At 71.8% G+C, this 22,699-nt stretch carries 13 protein-coding genes; 4 read left to right on the top strand and 9 right to left on the bottom strand.

Going from position 1 to position 22,699, the window contains the following annotated elements; genetic code table 11:
• Positions 1 to 94: 94 nt before the first annotated feature.
• On the bottom strand, positions 95 to 5,344 hold the full coding sequence (locus tag FRCN3DRAFT_RS44805; RefSeq protein WP_007511903.1) for a caspase family protein: 5,250 nt from the start codon (positions 5,342 to 5,344) through the stop codon (positions 95 to 97).
• Positions 5,345 to 5,513: 169 nt separating this feature from the next.
• Positions 5,514 to 6,257, bottom strand: a complete 744-nt coding sequence (locus FRCN3DRAFT_RS0216720) for a class I SAM-dependent DNA methyltransferase (protein ID WP_007511904.1) — start codon at positions 6,255 to 6,257, stop codon at positions 5,514 to 5,516.
• Between the two features lie 198 nt (positions 6,258 to 6,455).
• Between FRCN3DRAFT_RS0216720 and FRCN3DRAFT_RS0216725 the strand changes: the two genes are divergently transcribed.
• Complete coding sequence (locus tag FRCN3DRAFT_RS0216725) at positions 6,456 to 6,716, top strand: hypothetical protein (RefSeq protein ID WP_007511906.1); 261 nt, start codon at positions 6,456 to 6,458, stop codon at positions 6,714 to 6,716.
• 121 nt (positions 6,717 to 6,837) lie between these two features.
• On the opposite strand, the gene FRCN3DRAFT_RS0216730 is transcribed toward FRCN3DRAFT_RS0216725, so the two are convergent.
• The 5 genes from FRCN3DRAFT_RS0216730 to FRCN3DRAFT_RS0216750 all read right to left on the bottom strand — a co-directional run bounded on the left by FRCN3DRAFT_RS0216730 (position 6,838) and on the right by FRCN3DRAFT_RS0216750 (position 17,286).
• On the bottom strand, positions 6,838 to 10,383 hold the full coding sequence (locus FRCN3DRAFT_RS0216730) for an ATP-binding protein (protein WP_007511908.1): 3,546 nt from the start codon (positions 10,381 to 10,383) through the stop codon (positions 6,838 to 6,840).
• Positions 10,384 to 10,415: 32 nt separating this feature from the next.
• Positions 10,416 to 13,790 (bottom strand): AAA domain-containing protein, encoded by a 3,375-nt coding sequence (locus FRCN3DRAFT_RS0216735; RefSeq protein ID WP_027140666.1) that lies wholly within the window; start codon positions 13,788 to 13,790, stop codon positions 10,416 to 10,418.
• A gap of 280 nt (positions 13,791 to 14,070) precedes the next feature.
• Positions 14,071 to 14,196: a hypothetical protein gene (locus tag FRCN3DRAFT_RS57125; protein ID WP_269799827.1), complete on the bottom strand. Its 126-nt coding sequence runs from the start codon at positions 14,194 to 14,196 to the stop codon at positions 14,071 to 14,073.
• A 693-nt stretch (positions 14,197 to 14,889) separates the two neighbouring features.
• The gene (locus FRCN3DRAFT_RS51550) at positions 14,890 to 15,684 is read right to left on the bottom strand and encodes a VOC family protein (RefSeq protein WP_007511913.1); all 795 of its coding nucleotides are present in this window, start codon (positions 15,682 to 15,684) and stop codon (positions 14,890 to 14,892) included.
• Between the two features lie 186 nt (positions 15,685 to 15,870).
• Positions 15,871 to 17,286, bottom strand: a complete 1,416-nt coding sequence (locus FRCN3DRAFT_RS0216750) for an FAD-binding oxidoreductase (RefSeq protein WP_007511914.1) — start codon at positions 17,284 to 17,286, stop codon at positions 15,871 to 15,873.
• Positions 17,287 to 17,499: 213 nt separating this feature from the next.
• Here FRCN3DRAFT_RS0216750 and FRCN3DRAFT_RS0216755 point away from each other — a divergent pair, with 213 nt between their 5' ends.
• Together FRCN3DRAFT_RS0216755 and FRCN3DRAFT_RS0216760 are read left to right on the top strand one after the other, a co-directional pair.
• Positions 17,500 to 19,053 carry a DHA2 family efflux MFS transporter permease subunit gene (locus FRCN3DRAFT_RS0216755; RefSeq protein ID WP_007511916.1) on the top strand — a complete coding sequence of 518 codons (1,554 nt, stop codon included), beginning with the start codon at positions 17,500 to 17,502 and terminating at the stop codon, positions 19,051 to 19,053.
• Complete coding sequence (locus FRCN3DRAFT_RS0216760) at positions 19,037 to 19,639, top strand: acyl-CoA-like ligand-binding transcription factor (RefSeq protein ID WP_007511918.1); 603 nt, start codon at positions 19,037 to 19,039, stop codon at positions 19,637 to 19,639. Before FRCN3DRAFT_RS0216755 ends, FRCN3DRAFT_RS0216760 begins: the two co-directional genes overlap by 17 nt.
• 144 nt (positions 19,640 to 19,783) lie before the next feature.
• Here the strand turns inward: FRCN3DRAFT_RS0216760 and FRCN3DRAFT_RS0216765 are convergent, their stop codons facing one another.
• Positions 19,784 to 20,635 carry an alpha/beta fold hydrolase gene (locus FRCN3DRAFT_RS0216765; protein ID WP_035928194.1) on the bottom strand — a complete coding sequence of 284 codons (852 nt, stop codon included), beginning with the start codon at positions 20,633 to 20,635 and terminating at the stop codon, positions 19,784 to 19,786.
• Between the two features lie 72 nt (positions 20,636 to 20,707).
• Between FRCN3DRAFT_RS0216765 and FRCN3DRAFT_RS0216770 the strand changes: the two genes are divergently transcribed.
• A complete protein-coding gene (locus tag FRCN3DRAFT_RS0216770; RefSeq protein WP_083401836.1) occupies positions 20,708 to 21,340 on the top strand; it encodes a TetR/AcrR family transcriptional regulator in 633 nt (210 codons plus the stop codon).
• Here FRCN3DRAFT_RS0216770 and FRCN3DRAFT_RS0216775 read toward each other — a convergent pair.
• On the bottom strand, positions 21,318 to 22,466 hold the full coding sequence (locus FRCN3DRAFT_RS0216775; RefSeq protein ID WP_007511925.1) for an isopenicillin N synthase family dioxygenase: 1,149 nt from the start codon (positions 22,464 to 22,466) through the stop codon (positions 21,318 to 21,320). The two genes, FRCN3DRAFT_RS0216770 and FRCN3DRAFT_RS0216775, sit on opposite strands and share 23 nt — an antisense overlap.
• Positions 22,467 to 22,699 lie beyond the last annotated feature (233 nt).

The following is a 22,699-nucleotide window of genomic DNA, read 5'->3' on the forward strand; positions in this document are numbered from 1 at the left end:
TGGCGAACTTGCATCGACCCGATCAACCTTAGTATCCCATCCGTGCGGCTAGGCGATAGCCGCGAGCGAGCTCGATGCTAGGGGACAGCGAACGTCATTGGCGAACGTGGAAGGCAGCCAGCCCGGAGTTGGTTGCAACAAGAAGGCGGCGATCCGAGGTAATGGCGAGATCCCGGACTACGGTCGCCATCGTGATCTCGGCGAGCAGCCTCTTATCCGAGACATCCCATACTCGGACAAGACCATCGTTGCTGCCAGTGGCGCACAGCAGGTTGGGGCCGTCGGCGACGCAGCGGACGGCGCTGATCCAGCTTGCATGCGTGGTCATGCAATGGCCGACCTGCTCCCGCGTCGCCAGGTTCCAGATGCGGACCGCGCCGTCGTCATCGCCCGTTACGACGACGTCCGCCTCGGCGAGTCGGCCGAACGCGACCGTGTTGACTTCCCCGCCGTGGCCCGCGAACGTCGCGATCGCCTCGCCAGACTCAACGTCCCAGATCCGCGCGGTCGCGTCGCCGGCGGCGCTCGCCAGCAGGCACCGCTCTTGGACCACCGCTGCGGCCAGCTCCATGATCCTTCCAGAATGACCTGTCAAAGACCGAAGTCTAGCTCCAGAGATCTGATCGAGTACAACGATGTTGTCGTCGTCTCCGGTGGCGAGCGCAGGCTTGCCGTCTGCTGTCAGTAGGACTATCCCTTGAAATCTTCCTAAGATCTTTCGGGGATCAGATACGTGCCTCATGTTGTGAATCCAGCATCCATTGATGTCGGCCACGAAAATCGACTCCGGATCGTCGTCGGGAAAGAAGTGCACACCTGTCGCGTAGTAGGCCAGAATTGGCGATAGGTATGTATTTCCGCTTTCCAGATCCCAGATTCGAACGACATCTGTGCCGAAGGCGCCAACCAACCTCCGGGAGTTTCCGTACGATGACACCTGCAGACCGGATACGCTCATATCTCCGCTGCCGATCCTATAAGTCGTGGGTCTGCCGCTCTCGACGTCCCACGGCTGCACCTGGTCGCCCTGTGATCGGGTCACCACGCCTATTAGTTGGCCCTGGGAGGAAATCGCTGTAACCCAGGTGCGGCGGTCATAGAGAGTGTCGATCAGCGGACGTCCGACCTGTCGGCCATCGGCGATGTCCCAGACGACGGCCCGGTCGAAGCATCGGAGGATCGCAAGTTCACGTCCTTCGTGGTGAACGAGGCGGGCACTAAGAACACTACCCGGTCCGGGCGCGGTCTGACTGGCAGGTGTGCCGGTAACCACGTCCCACAGCGTCAGGTTGTTGGCTCGGTCAGTCAGTAGCAGGATCGGTGTACCACCATGGCACGCGTCCGCTAGAACTCGACTGTGCTCGGGGATTTTCGGAAGAGCATGGCCTGAGATCTCCGCAGCGAGCTTCCACAGGTAGCTCGATCCGGTAACGCTAGACGCAATGACGACCGTGCCACCATCGGCCTCCGCGACCATGAGGAAATCCAGGTCCGCGTTCAGCCCGGTCAACGGCTCTACGACAGCCCTGCCGGTGCCCACTTCCCACACCCTCACCGTGCCGTCGACGCTGCCTGTCAGGAGCACCTGTTCGCCGGCCACCTGCGCGAACGTCAGGGCGGAGATGCTGTTGCTGTGCCCGACCAGCGTCGGACCAAGTTGGCGCTGGGTCACCAGGTCCCAGACGCGCACCTCACAGTCGGGGCTGCCAGTGGCGAGAACGTCAGTTCCCCGGGCGTAACCGAGCGCCAAGGCGGTCACGTCCTGGCGATGGCCGCGCAGCGGTGCCGTCACGGGCTCTCCGGTTAGGAGGTCCCAGACCAGTGCGGTCGTGTCCCGACTTCCCGTTACGACGACCGGCCTGCCTGCGACGCTCCCGGTCTGCAGGGCGCTGACGGTCTGGGTGTGTTCGTCCGGAGGTTGTTCGGCCGCGATGTCCCAGATCCGTACGACACGGTCGTCGCCGCCGGTGACCACCACTGGCCGGCTGCCGGCATCGCGCACCGCTACGGCAAAAACCGGTCCCGAATGGCCGACGAGCGGCTGCCCAATTGGCTGGCCGGATTCCAGGTCCCAGATGCGCGCCGTGTCACCGCAAGTCACGACGATCGCGCGACCGCGAAGGTAGCCGAGCGCGAGGCCTTTAATCCCTCGCCGGTGGGCGCCGACCGGCTCGCCGATCTGTTGCCCGCTGGCGATGTCCCACCGTCCCCAGGTGCCGTCGGAGCTGCCTGTCACGACGATCGGCCTGCCCTGCAATAGACCGACGCCAACCTGGTTGACACTGTTCGAATGGCCGATGAAGGGCCGGCCGATCGCCTCACCCGAACCGACCCGCCATACCCTGACCTGGTTGTCGGCGCCGCCGGTCAACAGCACGTCGGCGCCGTCGAGCCGACCCAGCGCGACCGCGTGGACTACGCTACGGTGCCCCACGATCGGCGGCCCTAGCCGGGCGCCGTCGCGCAGCCGCCAAACCAACGCTGCGCCATCCCGGCTGCCGGTGGCGACAATCGCCTCGCCGTCGGATGACCCGACGGCGATCGCCGTGACGCCATTCGTGTGTCCACGTAGCGGCGGGCGGATCTCCTCCCGCGTCGAGAGATCGAGAATGCGGACACAGCCCTCTGCCCCGCCCACGAGAAGTACCGAATATTCATCCAGCTCACCCAGAGCGAGCGCAGTGATGCGCCGGTCGTCGGCCTTGAAGGAACCTCCCAGCGGCTCCAGGCTGAGAAGATCCCAGACACGCACGTTGCCGCCAGCATCCCCAGAGACCACGATCGGCTGACCGTCTAGGTCTCCCAGGACGACGGCGGTGATGGGCTCGGTGTGGCCGCTAATCTGCCGATGAACACCGGTTGGCGACCACCAGGTCCACAGCGTCGACCATGGGAGGTCGACGTCTAGCCGCTCGAGGAGCCCGGCGAGTTCGTCGGCACCGCAGCGGCGAGCGGACAGCTGCAGGTATGCGGCTCGCTCGGGCAGCGGTGCGGTCTCCCGTAGCCGGTTCGCAGTTTGCTCATAGGCCTTGCGGGCAGCCCGTCCCGCCGCCGACTGGACCGAGGAGAAGGCCCGCAGCAGCGTGCCCTGGTCGACCGCGAGCAGAAATCCAGGGTCCTCGACGAGCTGGTCAAGTACGCCACCCGCGGCCGCGTGGGTCGGCAGGTGCTCGCGGACATAGGCGCTGGCCCGCCACCAGTCGCGGCGAGCCGCGTGGTCGTCGGATGCCGTCACACCATCCGAGTTGCCAGCTCGGGGCGGCACCCCGCTCACCAGCGACCGTGAGATGCGCCGTTGCGCGTCCCGCTGCGGGAACCGCGGATCCGACCGCAGGTGTTCGGCGAGCGCTTGGTGGTACAGCCGGTACACCGAGCGGCCGGCGGGGTCGACGACCTCGGCGATGTAGGCGGCGGCCTCCCGCAGCAACGCGCCGATGTCCTCGTCCGTGCAGACCGATCCGGCGAACACGGTCGCCAGCTGCGCCCACAGGATTCCTCGCGGCAGGCCGTGCCCCTCGGCGAAGGCCAGCGGGGCGAGCATGCGGCGCACCCGCTCCTCGTCCGGCCCGAACCGGGCCAGGTAGTCGTCGAAGGCCTCGCCGATCTCCGTCGGCAGCCGGTCCGCCCAGTCCGGGTCCGTGACGTCGATGGGCACCGGCGCGGAGCGCAGACTGCGGGACGTCATCCGGGCCACGAGGAACACACCGTCCGCGCGCTGGGCCACGGCCTGCCCGACGACGTCCGCGAGGTCGCGCTGACCGCGATAGGGCGTCGAGACCTCCGGTTGGTCCTCGGAGAGCAGCACCGCCCGGACGTAACCGGCGATGTCGTCCGCCCCCAGGTATCCGGACCTGTCGATGTCGAGCGTTCGCAATGTGGGCCCGAGCGCGCCTAGCAGGTCACGTCGGGTGCCGACGAGTAGCCGCACGCCGGGAATCTCCGACAGAGGTCGCAGCAGCTCGCGTGCGATGCGCCTGGGCTCTCTGCGCGCGGCGGTGTCGGAGTACGTGCCGGAGCCTGCCTCGTCGAGCGCGTCGACGACGACCACGACACACCCTTCGCGTGCCCGCCGGCTCACCTCCTGCAGCAGCCGGCTGGTGCCGTCGGCGGGCGCGCCCAGTTGGGTGCCGATCTGCTGCACCACCTCCTCGAGCCGCTTGTGCCGGGCATGGACGGCGACGTCGACCACGCCGGCCGGCAACGTCAGCTCGGGATCGACGTCGTCGAGATCGAGCGAACGCCGGTACACCGGGTCCGACATTGCGACGACGCGTCCGAGCACTGCGGACTTGCCCGATCCGGGATTGCCCGTAACGATGCGTCCCTTGCCATCCGATTGCTCGTCGGTCAGCCAGGAGACCAGTTCGCGCAGCAATTTCTCGCGGCCTCGGAAGTACAGTCCTCGTTCGGATTCGTACTCGACGCCGCGGGAGCGTGGGCCGAAGTGGTCGACGAGGTCGCGCTTCGCGGCGAGCAGTTGGGTCTCGAGATCCGTGCCAACTGGCGGAAGTGTCTCCTGGTAGCCGGTGTTCGGTAGAAACGGAGCAAGGCCGGTTACCAGCCCGGCCGCCAGTTCCGTCCGTTGGTCCAGGCCGTGCTCGCGGAACAGCGTGTTGATCGTGTCGACCAGCTCGGCCAGGTCGATGAAACGCTGCCGCTGGCCGGCGCGCACAGCCGCCGCGTCGACGGCGCGAGGCAGCAATGCACCGAACGCGCCGTCTACCGCCTGGTCCGCGGCTCGGGCCGACGACAGGAACCACATTCCGGTGCTCGCGTTCGACGTGGAAAGCCGGCGGCTCAGGGACTGGAGCGCGAGGGTAGCGCCGTCCGCGGCACCAGCGCCTGCGTAACAGGCGTCGAGCAGAAGGAGGACGTTGCCGAGCTGGCCGCCGGTGAGGATCCGCACCAGGTCCTCGGTGGCGAGCGCGCTCGCCGCGAGGTCATCCGACCGGCTGTCCCAGCACAGCAGGTAGTGCCGGTCGCCGTCGACCGTCACGCCGTGGCCGCCGTAGTAAAGGGTGACCAGGTCTTCCGGGCCCAGCGCGGCGTCCCGGCACCAGTGGCTCAGCACCTCCTTCACGTGGGACGCGGACGAATACTGCCCGAGGCCAGGCAGAGGCACCTCATAGCCGAGGTCAGTGAACAGCCGGGTCACTCTCGCGACGTCCTGCCCGACGGCGGGGAGTTCACCGTGTGGAAGGTGGGCGTAGCGTTCGACGCCGACGCATAGAAGAAACCGCCGACCGGTCGGCGCTTTGGTCATGGCTGCCCCCGTTGACGGGCCCTTGACTCCCGCCGAGACGTCGAATTCGCCATTCCCGCCGACCGGGCGGCGAACGATCACGAGGGATCCTAGCGTGCGCCGATCGCGCGGCAGCCCCGTTCATATGCGCGGATGGGCAGGATTTGTCGTTGACCCTGCCGCGACTGACCCCATCAGGTCGCGACCACGGCGGCACACAGCGGTGATCAATCAGTCGCGTACTCCCGGGCGAGCGTGGCCGGGGGCGAGGCTACGGCGCGGTCGGCTTCTGCCAGATCGAGATGTGCTGGCGGCTTTCGCTGGTGAAGGGGGCTCCAGACCAGGTGGACCAGCGATCGCGCAGACGGAGCCCCGCAAGCCTGGCCATCAGGTCGAGCTCCGCCGGCCAGACGTAGCGGAACGGGATCGAGCGGACCGTGCCGCGGCCGTCGACGATCTCGACGTAGTTGGAGCTCATCCGCTGGGTGGCGACGTCGAACACGTCGTAGGACCAGCTCTGCGAGCCGACGTCACACGGCAGGACGTTCTGCCCGGGCGGCAGGCTGCGCAGCGCTGGCACGTTGACCTCGACGACGAAGCAGCCGCCCGGCTCGAGGTGCGCGGCGGCGTTGCGGAAGACCTCGACCTGGCCATCCTGCGTCGTCACGTTCTTGATCGTGTTGAAGACCAGGTAGGCGACGGTGAACGAGCCCTCGACGGTCGTCGTCGCGAAGTCGCCGATCGTCACGTCGACCGTGTCTCCGGCCGGTTTCGCCCGCAACTGGGCCACCATCGCCCGGGAGAGGTCGATGCCGTGCACCGGTACGCCCCGGCGGGCGAGGGGGAGGGCGAGGCGTCCGGTACCGACGCCGAACTCCAACGCGCGGCCATCGCCGGCAAGCTCGGCCAGGACGTCTACGGCAGGATCGACGTCCTCCGGCGCGAACCGAGATGCCTCCGTGGCGTCGTACCGGGCCGCGACCGCCTCCGGAAAGTAGCCATCCTCATCAAGCACCCAGGAACCGTATCGGCGGGATTTTGGCCGCGCGAACGAATTTCGGCCACCTCGTGGTTCGGTTCCCGCCTGCTCACCGGTGTCCGTCAGGTCACGGGCGGGCGCCGCGCCGGCGAGGTTTACCGCCCCCGTCCGCGGGCGATCTGCGTCAGACAGGCACGCGAGCTGGGTGCCGGGCGACCAGGTGAGGAGAGGGACGTGGCGACGAGCGACACCGACGAGACGCGCGACACCGACGAAAAGGGCTACCGGCACGTCAACTTCTTCCGCGCCATGCTGATCAAGGCCATGGGCCCGGCCGAGCTCGGCGAGAACGGCCCGCTGACCGGCACGAAGTACGACCCCGCGCTGAAGAAGGAGAAGGCGCAGCGGAAGTGGCGGCAGCGGCGGGCCAAGGTGGCAAGCCAGGGGGGCGAACGCCAGCGGGCCGCGCACCAGGAACCAGAACACCACCACTAATAGCCGCGGCCAGCGCGCGGCGCGGCTAGCCGCGGCGCGGCCAGCGCGCGGCGGCGCCCGGTGCGCGGTGCGGTCAGGGCGCGGTGTGGTGAGGGCGTGGTGTGGTGAGGGCGTGGTGTGGTCAGGGCGCGGTGGCGAGCTCGGTGAGCAGCGCCCGTGCGTCCCGGGCGACACCGGCCATGCCGCGCCGGTCCGCGCGTTCTGCCACGTCGCGCAGCTCCGCGTCGTCGACCGGCCCGCCGGCCCGCGCCGCGAGCTGGGCGGCGAACAGCCGGCAGCGCAGCAGCGAGCCGATGCCGTGGGTACGGGCGGCGAGCTCCGCGGCGGTGCGCAGGTGGGCCCGCGCCGCCGGCAGGTCGTCGGCCAGGGCGGCGAGCCGCGCGAGGCCGAGGGCGACGGGGCCCACCATGCCGCACTGCCCGATGTTGGCGGCGCAGTGCGCGACGGGGGCCAGCCGGGCCGACAGGATCTCCACCTGCTCCCGCAGGCCGCGGTCGGCCACCGCATGCGCGAGCATGGTCAGCCGGCCGTGGGTGGTCCAGGTGACCGGCTCGAACCGGGCGATCTCGGCCGCTACCAGCTCGTCTGTGCCGGGACCGCCCTGGGTGATCGCGGCCAGCGCCGCGGTCCACGGGGCGGACATGTCGACCGGCAACGTCTCGTCCGGCTCGTGCGGCCGGCCCTGTTCCCAGCGCAGGGTCAGCAGGGCAGCCTGGTAGGCGCCGCTCTGGTACAGCTCCGTCTCGCGGTGCAGCTCGGAGGCGTGCCGGTAGGTCGCCTCCGCGGCGGTCAGGTCGTCGTCGCGCCACAGCGCGAGAGAGCCCTGTGCCCAGCGGAACTGCACTCGGCTCGCCGGCAGCCGCAGCAGGTCACTGCCGACGGCGCCGAGCCGCACGTGGTCGGCCGCCGTCGGGTCCCCGAGTGCCGTCTTCGCCAGGTATCGCAGGCCGTGCGCGATCACCTCATCGAGCTGGGCGCTGGCGTGCGGCACCGCGGCGAGCCGGTCGAGCAGGTCGAGGGATTCGGCGGCCCGCTCGGCGATTCCGGAGAACGCCAGCGCCCGGCCGAGCAGGGCGTCGGCCAGGGCCTCGTCGTCACCGGTCTGCTCGGCGAGGTCGATCGCCCGCTGGCTGAGCAGGTCGGGCACCGAGCCGTCCGGGTCGTAGCAGCTTCCGACCGCGAGCGCGGCCAGCACCCGGACGCGGGCGACCGGGTCGGCGGTGACCAGCGTCTCCAGGCCGGCGAGGCGGGCCAGCAGCGGCGCCGGGTCGTCGCCGTAGGCGGGCCACGGCCATGAGCCGCTGGTGCGCAGCAGGGCGGCGGCGAGCCTGCCCGCCGAGTCCAGCCGCCCGCGGCGCACCGCGTCGAGCAGGCCCGCGTCGACCACGTCGAGCAGGGTCTGCCCGCGGCCGGCCCTGGCGAGTGCCGCCACCCGCGCGACGACGACCTCGTCCCGGTCGACGCCGGGACCATCGCCGGAACCACTGCCGCGACCGCCGGTGGTCTGGTCGAGCGCGTCGAGCGCCTGTCCCCACCAGTGCGCCGCCGCCTCGGAGTACCACCGGCGCTCCGCGTCGAGCGCCGCCGCCCGGCAGGCGTCGAACACGTCGGCGGCGTCGGCGAGCGGCCAGGCCGCGACGAGATGCGCCGCCCGCCGGGAGAGCGCCTCGCCGCCCCCGGCCGGGCCGAGCGCCTCGGCGACCCGCAGGTGCAGCCGCTGGCGGCGCAGGCCGGAGATGCCGGCCACGACCTCGTCCCGCAGCAGGGCGTGCGCGAACATGTACCGCCCGGTGCCGGCGGCCTGAACGATGACATGCTCGTCCGCGGCCTCGTCCAGCAGGTCTGCGAGCTCGTCGCGGTCGAGCCGGGTGACCCGTCCGAGCAGGTCGATGTCGAGGGTGTCGCCGATGACCGCGGCGGCCCGCAGCACCTGCATGACGGCCAGGTCGAGCCCGGCGAGCCGCTGGCCGAGCACCGAGCGCACGGCCACCGGCACCTGGCCGCTGGCCCGTTCCTCGGCGGGCAGCCGGGCGTACTCGCAGACGAAGAACGGGTTGCCGCCGGTCCGGTCGGTGAGCTGGGCCGCCTCGGCGGCGTCGAGGGCCTGCCCGCTGACCCGGCCGGCGAGCTCGGTCACCTCGGCTTCGGTGAGCGGCGGGACGGCGAGGCGCCGGGAGCCGTGCCGGCGGGACACGGCGGCGAGCAGCCGGGCGAGCTCGGGGTTCCCGGAGACGTCCCGGGCGGTGGCGACGACGGCGAGGCCGGGGAACGCCGCCGCGCCCGCGAGATGGGTGAGCAGCCGCAGCGACGCCGGATCCGCCCAGTGCACGTCCTCGGCCACGACCAGCAACGGCCGGGCCGCGGCGGCGTCGGCCAGCGCGTCGGCCACCCGGTCGTAGACGACGAACCGGGCCGCGTCGGCGTCGACGCCGGCCGGCGGGGTCAGCAGGTCGTCCGGATCGGCGCCAAGGTCACGCAGCAGCTGGCGCAGGGGCCACCATGGCGGCACCACGTCGTCGGGGCATCCGGTGCGCGAGACGACCCCGCCGGCCCGCTGCCAGCTGCCCGCGGCCTCCTCGGCGAGCCGGCTCTTGCCGATTCCGGCCGGGCCGGTCAGGACCATCCAGCGGCCGGGGCCGGCGATCGCCTCGGCGAGCGCGGACTCCAGCGCCGCCACCTCCCGGGCCCGGCCGACCAGGTCGTCGTCGACCGATGGCGGCCGCGCCCGGTCCGTCATGGTGCCGCCGGTCGCGTCGGCGTGGGCACTGGTGGCGCCGGCGTTGGTGGCGCCGGCCGCGCCAGGAGCGATGCCGCTGGTGGCGACGGCCAGCCCGACACCGGCGACACCGGCGGTGCCGGCGCGGCTGGTCGGATCCGACGAGACCGGGGTCGCGGGCCACGCGTCGAGCTCGCCATCCTGGCGCAGGATCGCGCCCTGCAGGTCGCGCAGCGCCGGGCCGACGTCCAGGCCCAGCTCCTCGTCCATCCGCCGGGCCTGCTCGCGGAACACGTCGAGCGCCTCCGCGGCCCGTCCCGCTCGATAGAGGGCGACCATGCGCAGCCAGCAGGCCTGCTCGGCGAGCGGCGTGGCGAGCAGCAGCTCACGGGACCGCGAGACGGCGGCGGTGACCCGCCCGACGCCGAGGAGGCCCGTGATCGCGTGCTGCTCGCACTGCGCCCACCGCTCCTCCACGGACGCCGCCGCCGCCAGCACCCACGGCTCGTCGGCGAACTCGGCGAGCAACGGTCCCCGCCGCAGCGCCGCGGCGCGCTCGGTGGCCTCGACGGTCGCCGGCCAGTCACCGGTCTCGGCCGCGGCGCGCGCCCGGTCGCATTCCCGCTCGAACAGCCGCAGGTCGATCTCGTCGGCGGCGACGTCCGCGACATAGCCGGGGTTGCGGCGCACGATCGGCGACGTCGCCCGCTCGTCGTCCCGCAGCAGCCGGCGCAGGTTGGAGATATGGGCGTGCAGGCTGGACAGCATGCTCGGCGGGTGTTCGTCGCCCCAGACGGCGTCGGCCAGGCGGTCGACGGAGACGACCCGGCCCGCGTCGAGCAGCAGCGCCGCAAGCACGGCGCGCTGCTTGGGCCCGCCCAGCGCGACCGGCCGCCCGTCGCGGACCACCTCGACCGGGCCGAACAGGCGGTAGGACGGCACGCGTCTCATGATGCCCGCCGCCGGAGCGTTCTCGCCCGCCGTCAGGCGCTGGAGCCTGCGCCACCGCGCGGCGTCCTCCTCGTGGCGTTGTCATCCCGGGGGAGCTGTTGCTGCGTGCCGCACGCGGGGCACACCCAGTGCCAGCCGTCGCCCTGCGCCCTCGCGGATCGGGCCCCGTCCATGACGGCGCCCTCTTTAGGGCAGGAGGGTGGCTCGGCGAGCTGGGCCGCGCGTTCGTGGCGGAGGACCTGCGCGGCGAACCGCCGTCCCCGGTGGCGAATCATGATCTCGCGGCGGCCGGTGCTGGAGAGCGTGTTGTAGCTGCCGACGAAGACGGTCTCGTCGTCGACGATGACGATCTTCTGGTGCATCTGGCGGAGGCGGACGAGACGGCTCACGGCGCCGGCAAGCTCGCCGAGCCGGCGGTCCTGGTGTCGGCTGCTGGCGCGCTGGCGCCGGTGCACCCAGTCCTTCTCGTCGACGACGAAGGCCGTGACCGTCACGCCACGGTCCCGGGCCCGGGCGAGCAGGGGCACCAGCGCGTCCTGGCGGGCTCCGAACCACGGCGACCAGATCCACACCGAGTGGTTGGCGTCCTGGATCGCGTCCCGCACCGCCGTGACGTAGCCGGCTTCGTCGTAGATCCTCTCCACGACGACGTGCCCCTGGAACGCCTCCCACAGTTCACCGACCAGCGGGTCCGTGGGCGGGGCGTCCTTCCCGTCCGGGTCGGGGAGCCCGAGGAGGTCGACGGCACGGACAACGTGGATCGTGCCGTCGCGGACCAGCTGCCCGACCGCGCCGAGCGTGGAACGGGCGTACGCGGCGGCGACCGCGCGCCGGCTCACCAGCAGGTAGGCCCGATGCCGAGCACGGGTGATGGCGACGTTGAGAAGCTTCGCCCCCTCACGGTCCATCGGCCGCGCGGAGCGCAGCGACGCCCGGGCCGCCCAGCCCGGAACGCCGCCGTCCTCGACCAGATCGACGATGGCGACGTCGAACTCTCGGCCCTGGAACGTGTGGGCTGTTCCCGCTTCGACGGGCGGGTCGCCGCCCAGCGAGCCAACATCGTCGAGGTAGTCGACGGTGGCGAGGGCCTGCGCACGGTAAGGGGTGATGATTCCGGAGCTCTCGCCGCGCTCGCGATGATGCTCGGCGAGTGCACGGGCGAGAAGGCTGCCCGCCAGCCACCATCGCCCGGCCTGGCCGGCCGGCAGGCGCACCCGCCCGAGCTCGTCGAGTCCGAGGCCGTCAAGGCCGTCGGTATCGACGAGGACGATCTGGGCGTCGTCGGCCGAGGCCGGCGCGGGCCGACCGGCGACGAGCACCCCGTCGTAGGCGATCCTGTTGGCCAGCTCGACCAGCTGCGGGCCGAAGCGGCGCGTGGTCCGCAGGGCCACGCAACCCGGCATGGCCAGCGCGGTCGCGGGTTCGGTCACGCCCACCAGCGCGAAGCAGTCCTGCAAGAGCCAGGGGGCATGCGGCGCGGATTCGTCCACGGTCGGCCGGACGGGGCCAAGTTGGCGGAAGTCACCGAGCAGGACGACGGTCTCCTGGGCCTTCGCCGCGGCGAGCAGAAGGTCGGGGAGCAGCGCGGCCGCCGCCTCGTCCACGAACACGGCGTCATACGGGCCGTCGTAGACGGCCGAGTGGATCCGGAACCGGGTAAGGGTCGCCGCGACGAGGCGTGCCTTTCTGATGATCGCGGGCTCTGTCTCGGTTCGGGACTTCTCCAGCGCTTCCAGGACCTGCTCGTAGCGTCGTTCGAGCGCACTGCGCTCGTCCCGCACAGACGCGGCTGTCTTCGACAGCACCGCGCGTTCGTCCGCCAGGGCGGGAAGCCCCGCGCGCTCGGCGGCCTCGATGACGGCTCGATCCCGGTCGGACGCCCCGGCGCGCGCCAGAATCTGGGCACGAACCGCCCGAAGCCGTTCGACCTCCTGGTAGGCCGCATCAAGGGAGGCCTGTGCCCGCCTGAGGGCCTTCCGGGCATCGGCCACGGCGCCCTGCCGCCGGGTGACCTCGCCGGCCGTGACCGGCGCGGCGGCCGACTCATGCTCGGCGGCCAGGGGCGTTGCCAGCGCACGGTGCTCGTCGGCCAGCCGCCGGGCCTCGTCGTGCTCCCACGTCGCGGCGGCGAGCGAACGTTCGGCTTCGGCCACGGCCGCGCCGAGGCGGGCCTGTTCGGCTCGGTTACGCAGCCAGGCTCGTGGCGTGCCGCCCGGAAGTGCCGCGCGTCGTTCGCGTAGGGACGTCAGCCGTCTTCCCACGGCCCGGAGGGAGCCGGCCGCCGCGACGGCGTGGGCATCCAACCGGGCCGTCTCCGCGCGAAGGCGGCTGGCCTCGGCCAGCCGTTCACTCACCGCGCTGATCGCTCCCAGCTCGTCGCAGGCGCGCACCCAGGCGGCGTGCAGCTCGTCGCGCGCGCCCTCGGCAGCACGCAGCCGCGACTCGGCGGCGCTCAGCTGGTCTGTGCGCGCCGCGAGGGCACGGTCCCGCTCGACGCGGGCCTGGGCGGCGCGGTGAGCCACGAGCTCGAAGCCGTCGAGGCGTTCGTCCAGCTCCTGAAGTCGCGCCAGCGCGGGATCACCCTCGAGCTGGCGGATCTTCTGCTCCAGTTCCGCCAGCTGGCCCGTCAGTGTCCGCAGGCGTGCCTGCACGAGGCGGGGGAGTGAGACCCGGTCGTCCTGAGCGATCCTGGCGAGGGCGGGCGGGCCCACTCTGACCAGTTCTCCGGCCGGCGGGTCGCGGGCGAGGACGACGCCGAGTAGTGCGTTGTCGACGGCGATGTTCGTCGCGGAGACCAGCAGCACCCGCTTTCCTCGGGTGAGCAGGTCGTCGATGGCTCTCGCGAGCACGGTTGTCTTACCCGTGCCCGGAGGACCCCAGACCATCCGTACACCGTTGGTCGTACAGGCGTGGTAGGCGCGCGCCTGGTCGCTGGACAGTCCGGGGGCCTGGTTCACCGTTGCCAGTACGGGAGTGAGAATGCCGTCGACTATCTGGCTGGCGAGTCCAGGGTCGCCCAGATTCTTCCAGCACTCGACGAGGTTGCGCTCGAGGTAGCCCGCGGCCCTCGCGGTTCCCCACAGCCACAGGCCGGTGTGCGGCGCGTGCGGAGCGACGCGCACACGCAGTTCACTTCGCCCTTCCTCTACAGCGGTCACCCGGTACGTCATCCGGTCCGATGCGTCCGTTCCCCGGGGTGCGAGGTGCAGGTCGATCATGGCATCGACGCCGATCGGGCCCCGGGCCGTCGATACGGCGTACACGCCCTCGTCTACGCGGCGTGCCTGCGCAAGCGGTCGCGGTCGCGGCCGATCTCGGCGGTCGGGCGGTACCAGGGTCTGCGCGGCGGTGGTGACCTGCTCGACCCAGCTCGGCCGCACGAGCGCCTCCAGCATCGAACGGAGCACTGCTGACTCTGGCGGCAGAACGCCGAGGTACCAGTTGGTGACTATAGGGATCAATCGTAGGTCGATGTGTCGCCGTGGAAGGCTGTTTGTGACAGGGGTGCCCTCGTACGTGGCCAGGGTGGAGTACCGACTCGGGATCAAGATCGATCGAAGCGTGCCTCGGTCGTCGACGGTCGTGACCCGACCTGGGCCGTTCGCCGAACGACCGGCTTGCCGAGCTGGGTGATCATTTTCTTCGGCGACGGGCGGCCGATCGGTGCCCGGCGGGCCGACGTCCTGGCTACTGCCCCGGCAGGTCGGCGCTCGAGGCGGTGGCGGTGTGCCAGAGGCGGTGCTGGGAACGGTCCTGGGTCATCGACCTGGACATCGAGAAGTTCTTCGACACCGTTCCGGATGAAGAGATCATCCTGGCGGTGCAAAGGCACAGCGAGCACCGGTGGGTGCAGCTCTATGTACGTTGGCAGCCGCGTGGTCAAAGATCACCGGCACGCTCGCTCGGCCGGGCGGCCATGGGAGGCAGACCCGCAGGTCGTAGTCGTCGTCGCCAAGTCACAGGTGGAGCCTGCCGGCAGCGGTGGCCGTCGATGGCAGTCAATGATCCGGTGGGATTTTCGGAGCTGGGACTCCGAGAATCTCACCAGATCATGAACAGGCCGAGGATCTGGTGGGATCTTGGGTGCGGCTCGGCGCGCTGCTCGTGGGTTTCCCGCCAGACAATCAGAAGGAGAAGTCCATCGGCGGCACTCGGCCTCGTGGCTACCTGAATGTGTCGGTCGACAGGTCGAACGTCACCGTTGTCTTACCGTCAGGGGCTCCGCCTGGCGATGTCGCGTCCGCCGTCAGCGTGAGAACGCCGTTGTTGGCGCTGACGAAGGACAGAGGTCCGGCGGCGGCGCTGTCCGTGAAGAGGCCGATTCGCTTGAAGCGCTGGTCCGGGGCATTGGACTCGCCGGCATAGACGACCAGCCACTGGCCGATCCAGCGAGGCTGACCAGGGGTTTTGGCATTGCGAGCCCTGTCGGCGCGGGGGCACGGAGTCCCGGGTGCCGCGATGCGGGGCCTGGGCGATGCCCGGCGGTGCGGGGAGCGGCGTGGGCGCTCAGCTTGGCTCGTGGTCCTCTCCGTCCGGGCTGGCGATCACGACGGTGTAGCCGTCGGGATCCTTCAGCCAGATCTCGCGGTGTGCCGGGCCGTTGCCCTCGCCGCTGGGCGGGTTGCGCATGGGCGGGTGCACCACCGCCGCGCCGAGCCGTCCGGCGCGCTCGACGGCGCCCTCGAAGTCGGCGACCTCCCCGAACCACAGCACCGCGCCGTTGCCGATCGGCTGGTCGGGGTCGGCGAGCTGGCCGTGGCCGTGCTCGACGTCCCAGCGGTGCAGCTGCAGGACGAGGGTGCCGTCGGCGGTGACGAGCCGCTCGTAGTCCTTGCCGCCGTGGTCGGAGCGCAGCCCGAGCAGCTCCTGGTACCAGCGGCTGGACGCCTCGACGTCGCGCGCGACGACCAGCGGCTGCGGCCGCGGCGGGCCGGCCGGCACCGCGATGCCCAGCCTGTTGCCGGCCGGATCGCTGACCTGGACGAGGTAGCGGATGCCGCCCTGCCGTCGCGGCCGCCCGAGTACCTGGCCGCCACGCAGCTCGACCAGGCGCAGCGCCTTGTAGAGGTCGTCGGCCATGAGCCATAGCAACGGCCCGCCGGGCCCGACCGGTAGGTCGGTGGTGAGCTGGCCGATGAGGCCCGGCGCGCGGAAGCCGACCGCGCCCGTGCCCTGGCCAGGCTCGTCGACCTCCCAGCCGAACACATCCCGATAGAACGCGGCGGCGGCGGAAAGGTCGACCGCCGGAATCCACAGATAACCAACCGGGCTTCCCGTCCCGGATGTCGTCACGCCGCTCATGTCACGCCTCCCGCCCAAGCACACGAACGAGTGTCCAGCACGCCGATCGTCGGCCGCGATGCGGGCGGGCTCCGATGGGCAGTGATCGTCTGTGCGAAGTCACAGATGTGGGCCTTGATCACGAGGGCGGTGGCTGGCAGCCCAGGTCGGTGCCTGGGCTGCTCGCGCGGACCGGCGAGTGTGTGGTCAGGAGCGGGCGCGGGCGGCGGCGGCCGCGCGCACCGGGTGTGCCGACGCGATCCGGCCGTTCGGGTCGTAGCTGGCGGTCAGCGTGGCGAGCCGGGACAGGGCGGGCGCGTCGTACTTGCGCGCGACCAGCGCCGGGTCGGTGGTCGCGCCGAAGTTCGGCGCGCCGAGGCCGCCGGACCACGGTTCCATCGCGGCCATCACCTCGGTGGCGTGGCCGGTCGTCGCCGCGGCCAGCGGCGGCGCCGCGATGCCGATCGTCAGCAGCGAGTAGGCGGCGTCGCGGTGGCAGACGGCGCTCGGCTGACGGGGCTCGCGGGCGAGCGCCCCGCCGAGCAGCCGCAGCTCGACGATGACCTGGGGGCAGTCGGCCGCGGGGCCGGTCAGCGCGAGCAGGGTGCGCACCGCCGTGTCGGGCAGCTCGCGCAGCAGCACCGCCTGCTCGTGGACCGGCATCGGGTCGACCGGATCGGCGTGGATCATGCCGAGCGCGGGGAACGGCAGGACGTCGACACCGCCGAAGATCACCGGTGCCAGGCCGCGGATCGGGTCGATCACCCGCTCACCGTCGGCCGGGTCGCCGACCCAGGCGAACCGGACCGCGACGGTGCAACGGCCGGCGAGCGGGGCCGGCACCGCCGGCATCGGCGGCAGCCGCAGCACGGCGATCGACGTCGACGCCTGCTCCGGCAGCGCCGCCGACCAGGTCTTCCACGCCGACATGACCCGGTCGGCGTCCGCGCCGTCGAAGTAGAGGCAGCCGCCGTAGATCTCCTGGACGTCCAGCAGTTCGAACTCCACGGCGGTGACGACGCCCAGCGCGCCCTTGCCGCCGCGCAGTCCCCAGAACAGCGCCGGGTTCTCGGTCGCGGTGGCCCGGCGGGCCACGCCGTCGCCGGTGACGACGTCGAACGCCGTCACCAGGTCGCTGCCGTAGCCGAAGCTACGGGCGACCGGCGACAGGCCACCGCCGGTGAGGTAGCCGACGACGCCCACGTGCGGGGCGGAGCCGGCGAGCGCGCCGAGGCCGTGCACGGCGGCGGCGTCGAGCACCTGCTGCCAGCGCACCCCGGCGCCGACCCGGGCCAGCCGCCGCACCGGGTCGATGGCGACCTCGTCCAGGGCGCCGGTGTGCACCAGCAGGCTCGGGCGGGTCTGGGCCAGAGCCCCGTGCCCGGTCGCCTGCACCACGACGTCGAGGTCGTGGGCGTCCGCGAAGCGCACCGCCGTGGCGACGTCGGCGGGGTCGGCGACCGCGACGACGGCTACCGGCGCTGTCGGCACCGCCACGTTCCACGGGGTCGCGGCCGCCAGGTAGGCGTCGCTGCCGGGCAGCAGGACCTGGCCGTTGATCTTCTCGGCGAGGGCGGCGAGCGCGACGACGAGGGACGGGGTGTCGGAGGCGAGCGTCGACATGGTGGCTCCCTGATGGGGCGGTGACCTGCGGGGTCACGAAGTGGAATGCGCCACCATGTCGCCCGGCGCTTGCGCGCCACTTGGGACCGCAACCGCCGTCCTTGCGGCCCGCTTGGCGCGGCCTTTCGACCCGGCGACGGCTCGCTTGGCGTCCTCCCAAAAATGGGTGTTACCTTCTTTTGGAGGAAGCATTTATTAGGAGGAGGCTGTCGCATGCGTGGACCGGGGACGCGGCGGTGGTGGGCGTTGGGAGCGGTCAACCTGAGCGTGCTCGCCGTCGGGCTGGACGGGACGGTCCTGTCGGTGGCTCAGCCGACGCTGTCGACGGCACTGGGCGCGTCGCAGTCGGACCTCGTCTGGTTCTCCGCCGGCTACCTGCTCGTACTGGCGGCGGCCGTGCTGCCCGTCGGCCTGGCGGGTGACCGGTTCGGCCGCCGCCGCGTCCTGCTCGCGTCCCTGGCCGTGTTCGCGTTCGGGTCCGTCCTCTGCGCCACCGCGGAATCGATCGGGGCGTTCCTGGCGGGACGGCTGTTCCAGGGGCTGGCCGGCGCCGGCATCACGGTGATGGCGCTGTCGGCCCTGGTCGTCCTGTTCGACGAGGAGGAACGTCCGAAGGCGGTGGGGATCTACCAGGCCGTGACCTTCCTTGCCCTGCCGCTCGGCCCGATCCTCGGCGGCTGGATGCTGTCGCGGTTCTGGTGGGGCTGGGTGTTCCTGCTCAATGTGCCGGTCGTCGTGCTCGCCGCCGTGATCGGCTTCATCCTGATCCCGGAGTCTCGGTCGACGGAACGGCCGGGGCTGGACCCGGTCGGCACGGCGGCGTCGGCGTCCGGGCTGGCACTGGTGATCTATGGCCTGGTGCGGGCCGGGGAGCGCGGCTGGGGCAGCCCGGACGCGGTGCTGTCGACGGCCGTCGGAGCCGCAGTGGTGACCGGGTTCGTCTGGTGGGAGCACCGGCTCGGCCGGCTGCCCACCGGCCGGCCACTGGTCGACCCACGGCTCCTGCGGCCGGGCCCGTTCCTGTGGGGATCGGCGCTGGCCGCGGTCGCGGGCCTGGCGATGATCGGCGTGCTGTTCACGATGCCCCAGTACTTCCAGGGCGTGCAGGGAACCGGCACCCTCGGCAGCGGCCTGCGCCTGCTCCCGCTCATCGCCGGCATGGTCGTCGGCGCCGGGCTCGCCGGCCGGCTCGCGTCGGCGGTCCCCGCGCGGTCGGTGACAGCGCTGGGATTCCTGCTCCTGGCCGGTGGCCTCGCCGTGGGGGCCGCCTCCGCGCCCACCTCCGGCCTCGCGTTCACGGCCGGCTGGACGGCACTGGTCGGCGCGGGCACAGGACTGGCCCTGTCCGCGTCGACCGCGGCGGCGCTGGCCGGGCTGTCGGCTGAACGCAGCGGCACCGAGTCCGCCGTCGTGCAGGCGTTCAACAAGACGAGCGGCCCGCTCGGCACGGCGATCACCGGCAGCGTCCTCGTCGCGGCCTACCACGCCCGGCTCGGCGACGCCGCGTTGCCGACGGCGGTGGCCGCGCCCGCGCACCGGAGCCTCTACGACGGCACGGCCGCCGCGCGGGCAGCCGGTGCGCCCGGACTGGAACAGGCGGTCCGGACGGCGTTCGTCGACGGCATGAGCGCCGCGTTCCTGGCGGCGGCCGCGATCGCCACGCTCGGAGCGTTCGCGGCCCTGGCCCTCCTTCCCGGCCGGCGATCCCGTAGAACGGAGTCCGGCCAGTCGATCGAGGAAGGGACGGCCGATGCCGCCGCGCACTGACCCGGCCACACCCGGCCTGCGAGAACGCAAGAAAGCCAGGACACGAGCCACCATCCAGGCCCACGCCCTGCGGCTGTTCCACGAGCAGGGCTACCAGGCCACCACCGTCGAACAGATCATCGACGCCGCCGAGGTGTCGGAGACGACGTTCTTCCGCTACTTCCGCACGAAGGAGGACGTCGTCCTGCACGACGACCTCGACCCCCTGATCATCGAGGCCTTCCAGAACCAGCCCGCGGAGCTCACGCCCATCCAGGCGATCCGGGCGGCGATCCGCCTGCAGTTCGACCTGCTCACCCCGGACCAGCGGCGGGCGGTACAGGAGCGCACCTCGCTCATCGTCGCCGAGCCCGCCCTACGCGCCGCCATGCTCGACCAGATCTCCCAGGCGATGCTCCTGCTCGCCGACGCGATAGCCGACCGGGTGGGCCGCCCGAGGGATGACCTCGCCGTGCGCACCGTCGCCGGCAGCGCGATCGGTGCCATGCTCGCGACCCTGCCGGCCCTGGCCGAGAACTCCGACGCGGACCTGCCCGACCTCGTCGACCAGGCACTCGGCCACCTGGAGGCCGGCCTACCGGTGTGACCCGGCGCCGGATCCGGCCAGGCGGGCGTCCGGAGATGGGGTCACCTGCCGGTTCTCCGCCGACAGCTCGGCCGCGGGCGCCCAGGGATTCCTGAACGCCGCCGGCCCCGCGACGAGGTGGGCGACGTGATCGCCGGCCTCGTCTCAGGTCGTGGCGAGGATGGCGGCGGCTACTCGGTCGGGGTGGTCGAGGGGGAGGAACGTCCGGCCGCCCGCGACGGTCTCGAAGGTCGCGTCGGCGAAGGCACCGGCCAGGCGCCGACCGAGGTCGACGGGGAAGTAACCGTCGTCGTCGCCCCAGAGGACGCGCACCGGGCCGGCTGTCTGCTTGAGCCGGGTCGAGACGTCGAGCAGGTCGTTCGGATCGATGCCGCGGGCCACCTTGGCCAGGTCGCGGCGGATCCTCCCGTCGGCAAGCGGCCTGACCCAGCTTCCGGTCAGCTCGGGGTCGAAGGGCTGGCTCGCCAGGGGGCCGAAACCGAACCGCCCGTGCCGCAGCCGAGCCGACCGGAGCCCGGGGGCCATCGCCGCGACGAGCGCCGGGTGGCGAAGGGCGCGGATCAGCGGCACGAGGGGCGGCGGGGGAAAGGCGTCGAAGGCGTCGCAGTTGGTGAGCACGACGCGGCCGATGGGGGCCGGGTCGGTGTCGAGGACGAACTGGGCTATCGCGCCGCCGGTGTCGTTGCCGACGAGGGTGACGTCCCGCAGGTCGAGGGCCGCGATCAGGTCGAGCGCGAGGCGGGCGACGCCGCGTGGGGTGAGGTCGGCGTCGGGACGCATCGGCGCCGGATGGGCGCCGAGGGGCAGGGCCGGCGCGTAGCTGCGCACGCCGTGCTGGGCGAGCAGGTCGGCCACGGCGGCCCATAGCCGGCCGTCGACGAGGAGGCCGTGCAGGAAGACCACCGGCGGCCGGTCCGATGCCTGTGGCCCGGCCGCGCGGTAGGAGACCTGGCCCTGGGGGAGATCGATGACTTCGAGGGGAGGTGAGGCTTCCACACGAAGGAACATACCGACAGCCTGTATGTAAAACAACGGTCCAGAAGGGGGGAGAATCTGGCTGTGCCCGCGATGCCAAGCCCGGAGATGCCAGGCCCAGAGCCGAAGCCCGCCCGGCGCCGTCAGGTGGACCGGTCCGCGGCGACGCGGGCGGCGCTGGTGGCCGCCGGCCGGCGGCTGTTCGCCGCGGAGGGCTTCGCCGCGGTCGCGACGGAGGCGATCGTGGCCGCGGCCGGGGTTAGCCGTGGGGCGCTCTATCACCAGTTCGTCGACAAGACCGCCCTGTTCGCGGCGGTCGTCGAGGCCGTCGAGGCGGACGTCGCGGCCCGCCTCGCGAGCGAGGTCGCCGACGCGGGCTCGAACGACCCCATCGAGGCGATGCGGCTGGCGGCGAGTGCCTGGCTGCGGATCTGCGTCGAGCCGGAGGTCCACCGGATCGTGCTGCTCGACGGCCCGTCGGTGCTGGGCTGGGCCGAGTGGCGGGAACTGTGCCAGCGCCACGTCTTCGGCCTCATCAGGGACGTGCTCTCGTGGGGGATGGAGATCGGCCGCATCCGGCAACAACCGGTGGGCCCGCTTGCCCACGTCCTCATGGGCGCCAGCGACGAGGCGGCCCTCTACATCGCCCGCGCCGCCGACACCGAGACGGCCCGCGCGGAGATGATGGACGCTCTCGACCTCGTCATCGACGGTCTGATGCGCTGACGGTGTCGGTGTCCCCGGTGCCGAACAGCAGTCCGATCTTCGCCGCGAGGTAGTCGCCCGCGGTCCATCCCGCGGTTCCCGCGGCGGTGGTGCCCGCTGCGGTGGCGGTGGTCTGGCACTGAGCGGCGACCGGGGCCCGGTGGTCGGGGTACTGGAAGTAGCTGAGGCTCGTCCGGGCCGGCTGGGGGCCGGGCCCCGTCGGTGCGACCACCCGGTGCCAGGTGCTGTTCCAGCGGCCGGCGCTGGTTGCCGCGAGCAGATCGCCGACGTTGACGACGAATGCACCGGCCGGGACGTCGACAGGTAGCCAGGTTCCGTTCCGGAGAATTTCCAGACCAGGCTGGCCGTCCACCGCGACGAGCGTGAAGAACCCATAGTCTGTATGCGGACCAGCCCGCCAGACACCCGGTTTCGGCGGGCCGTCGAATGCCGGGTAGTGATTCACGCGCAGCCCGCCGAGCGGCTGTCGGAAGAGTTCGTCGAACGCGTTCGGATCGTCGCGAAGGGCGGCTCCGCACACCCGCAGCAACTGCCGGCCCAACCCGTCGACCGCGGCCCGGAACGGCTCGAGCGCCGCCCGGAACCACGCCACGCGATGGTCCGGCCACACATCGGCGGCCGACCACGGGCCCGGGTGGGTGGATCCGCCGTGCGGGGCCAGGCAGTAGGTCTCGGAAAGATCCGGCACGCGGGCGGTGCCGGCGGCGCCGGCCTCCTCGCCCTCGTCGTGGCCCGTATCCAGCCGGGATGGTGGCGTCCCGGCTGCCATCATCGGTGTCACCGCGGCCGTGGCCGCCTGGCTCTCGCCGCCGAGCCGGACATAGCCGCGCCGAAGGGTCGGATGGCTGCGCGCCCGACTGCGTTCCTTGATCTCCTGGGGCAGGTCGAAGAACCGCGCCGAGGCGCTGATCGCGTCGGCCATCAGCGACGGCGCGACGGTGTGGTCGACGACGCAGAAGAAGCCGGCGCCCTGGCAGGCGGCGTCCACCGCGGCGACGATGGAGGCGAACGCCGAACCCGACTCGGTTAGTCCGCGCAGTGACAATGTCGGCGCGGTGAGCTCGTCCCGGACGGTGGCCGCGGAACTCCTCTGATCGGTTCGCCGTGGCCGGTCGATGTCTCCCACATCCTCGATGGTCGCACGATCATTGTTTCGGATCTAATACCGCCCGGAGGTCGTTCGGCGAACGAACATGGCCGGACAGGAAACCTCCGTGAAACGGGCACGCGTTCTGATGGAGATGGGCGCCGCCGGCGGCGGGAGGATGGGTTTTCGCCCACCAGCCGGCTGCCGGCGCCGGTCGCCGTACGCCGTGTCCAGAGGCCGGTGGGGTGAGTTCCGGCCCGCTGGGCACGGCG

It is taken from the genome of Pseudofrankia saprophytica (assembly GCF_000235425.2).
Classification (GTDB): domain Bacteria; phylum Actinomycetota; class Actinomycetes; order Frankiales; family Frankiaceae; genus Pseudofrankia; species Pseudofrankia saprophytica.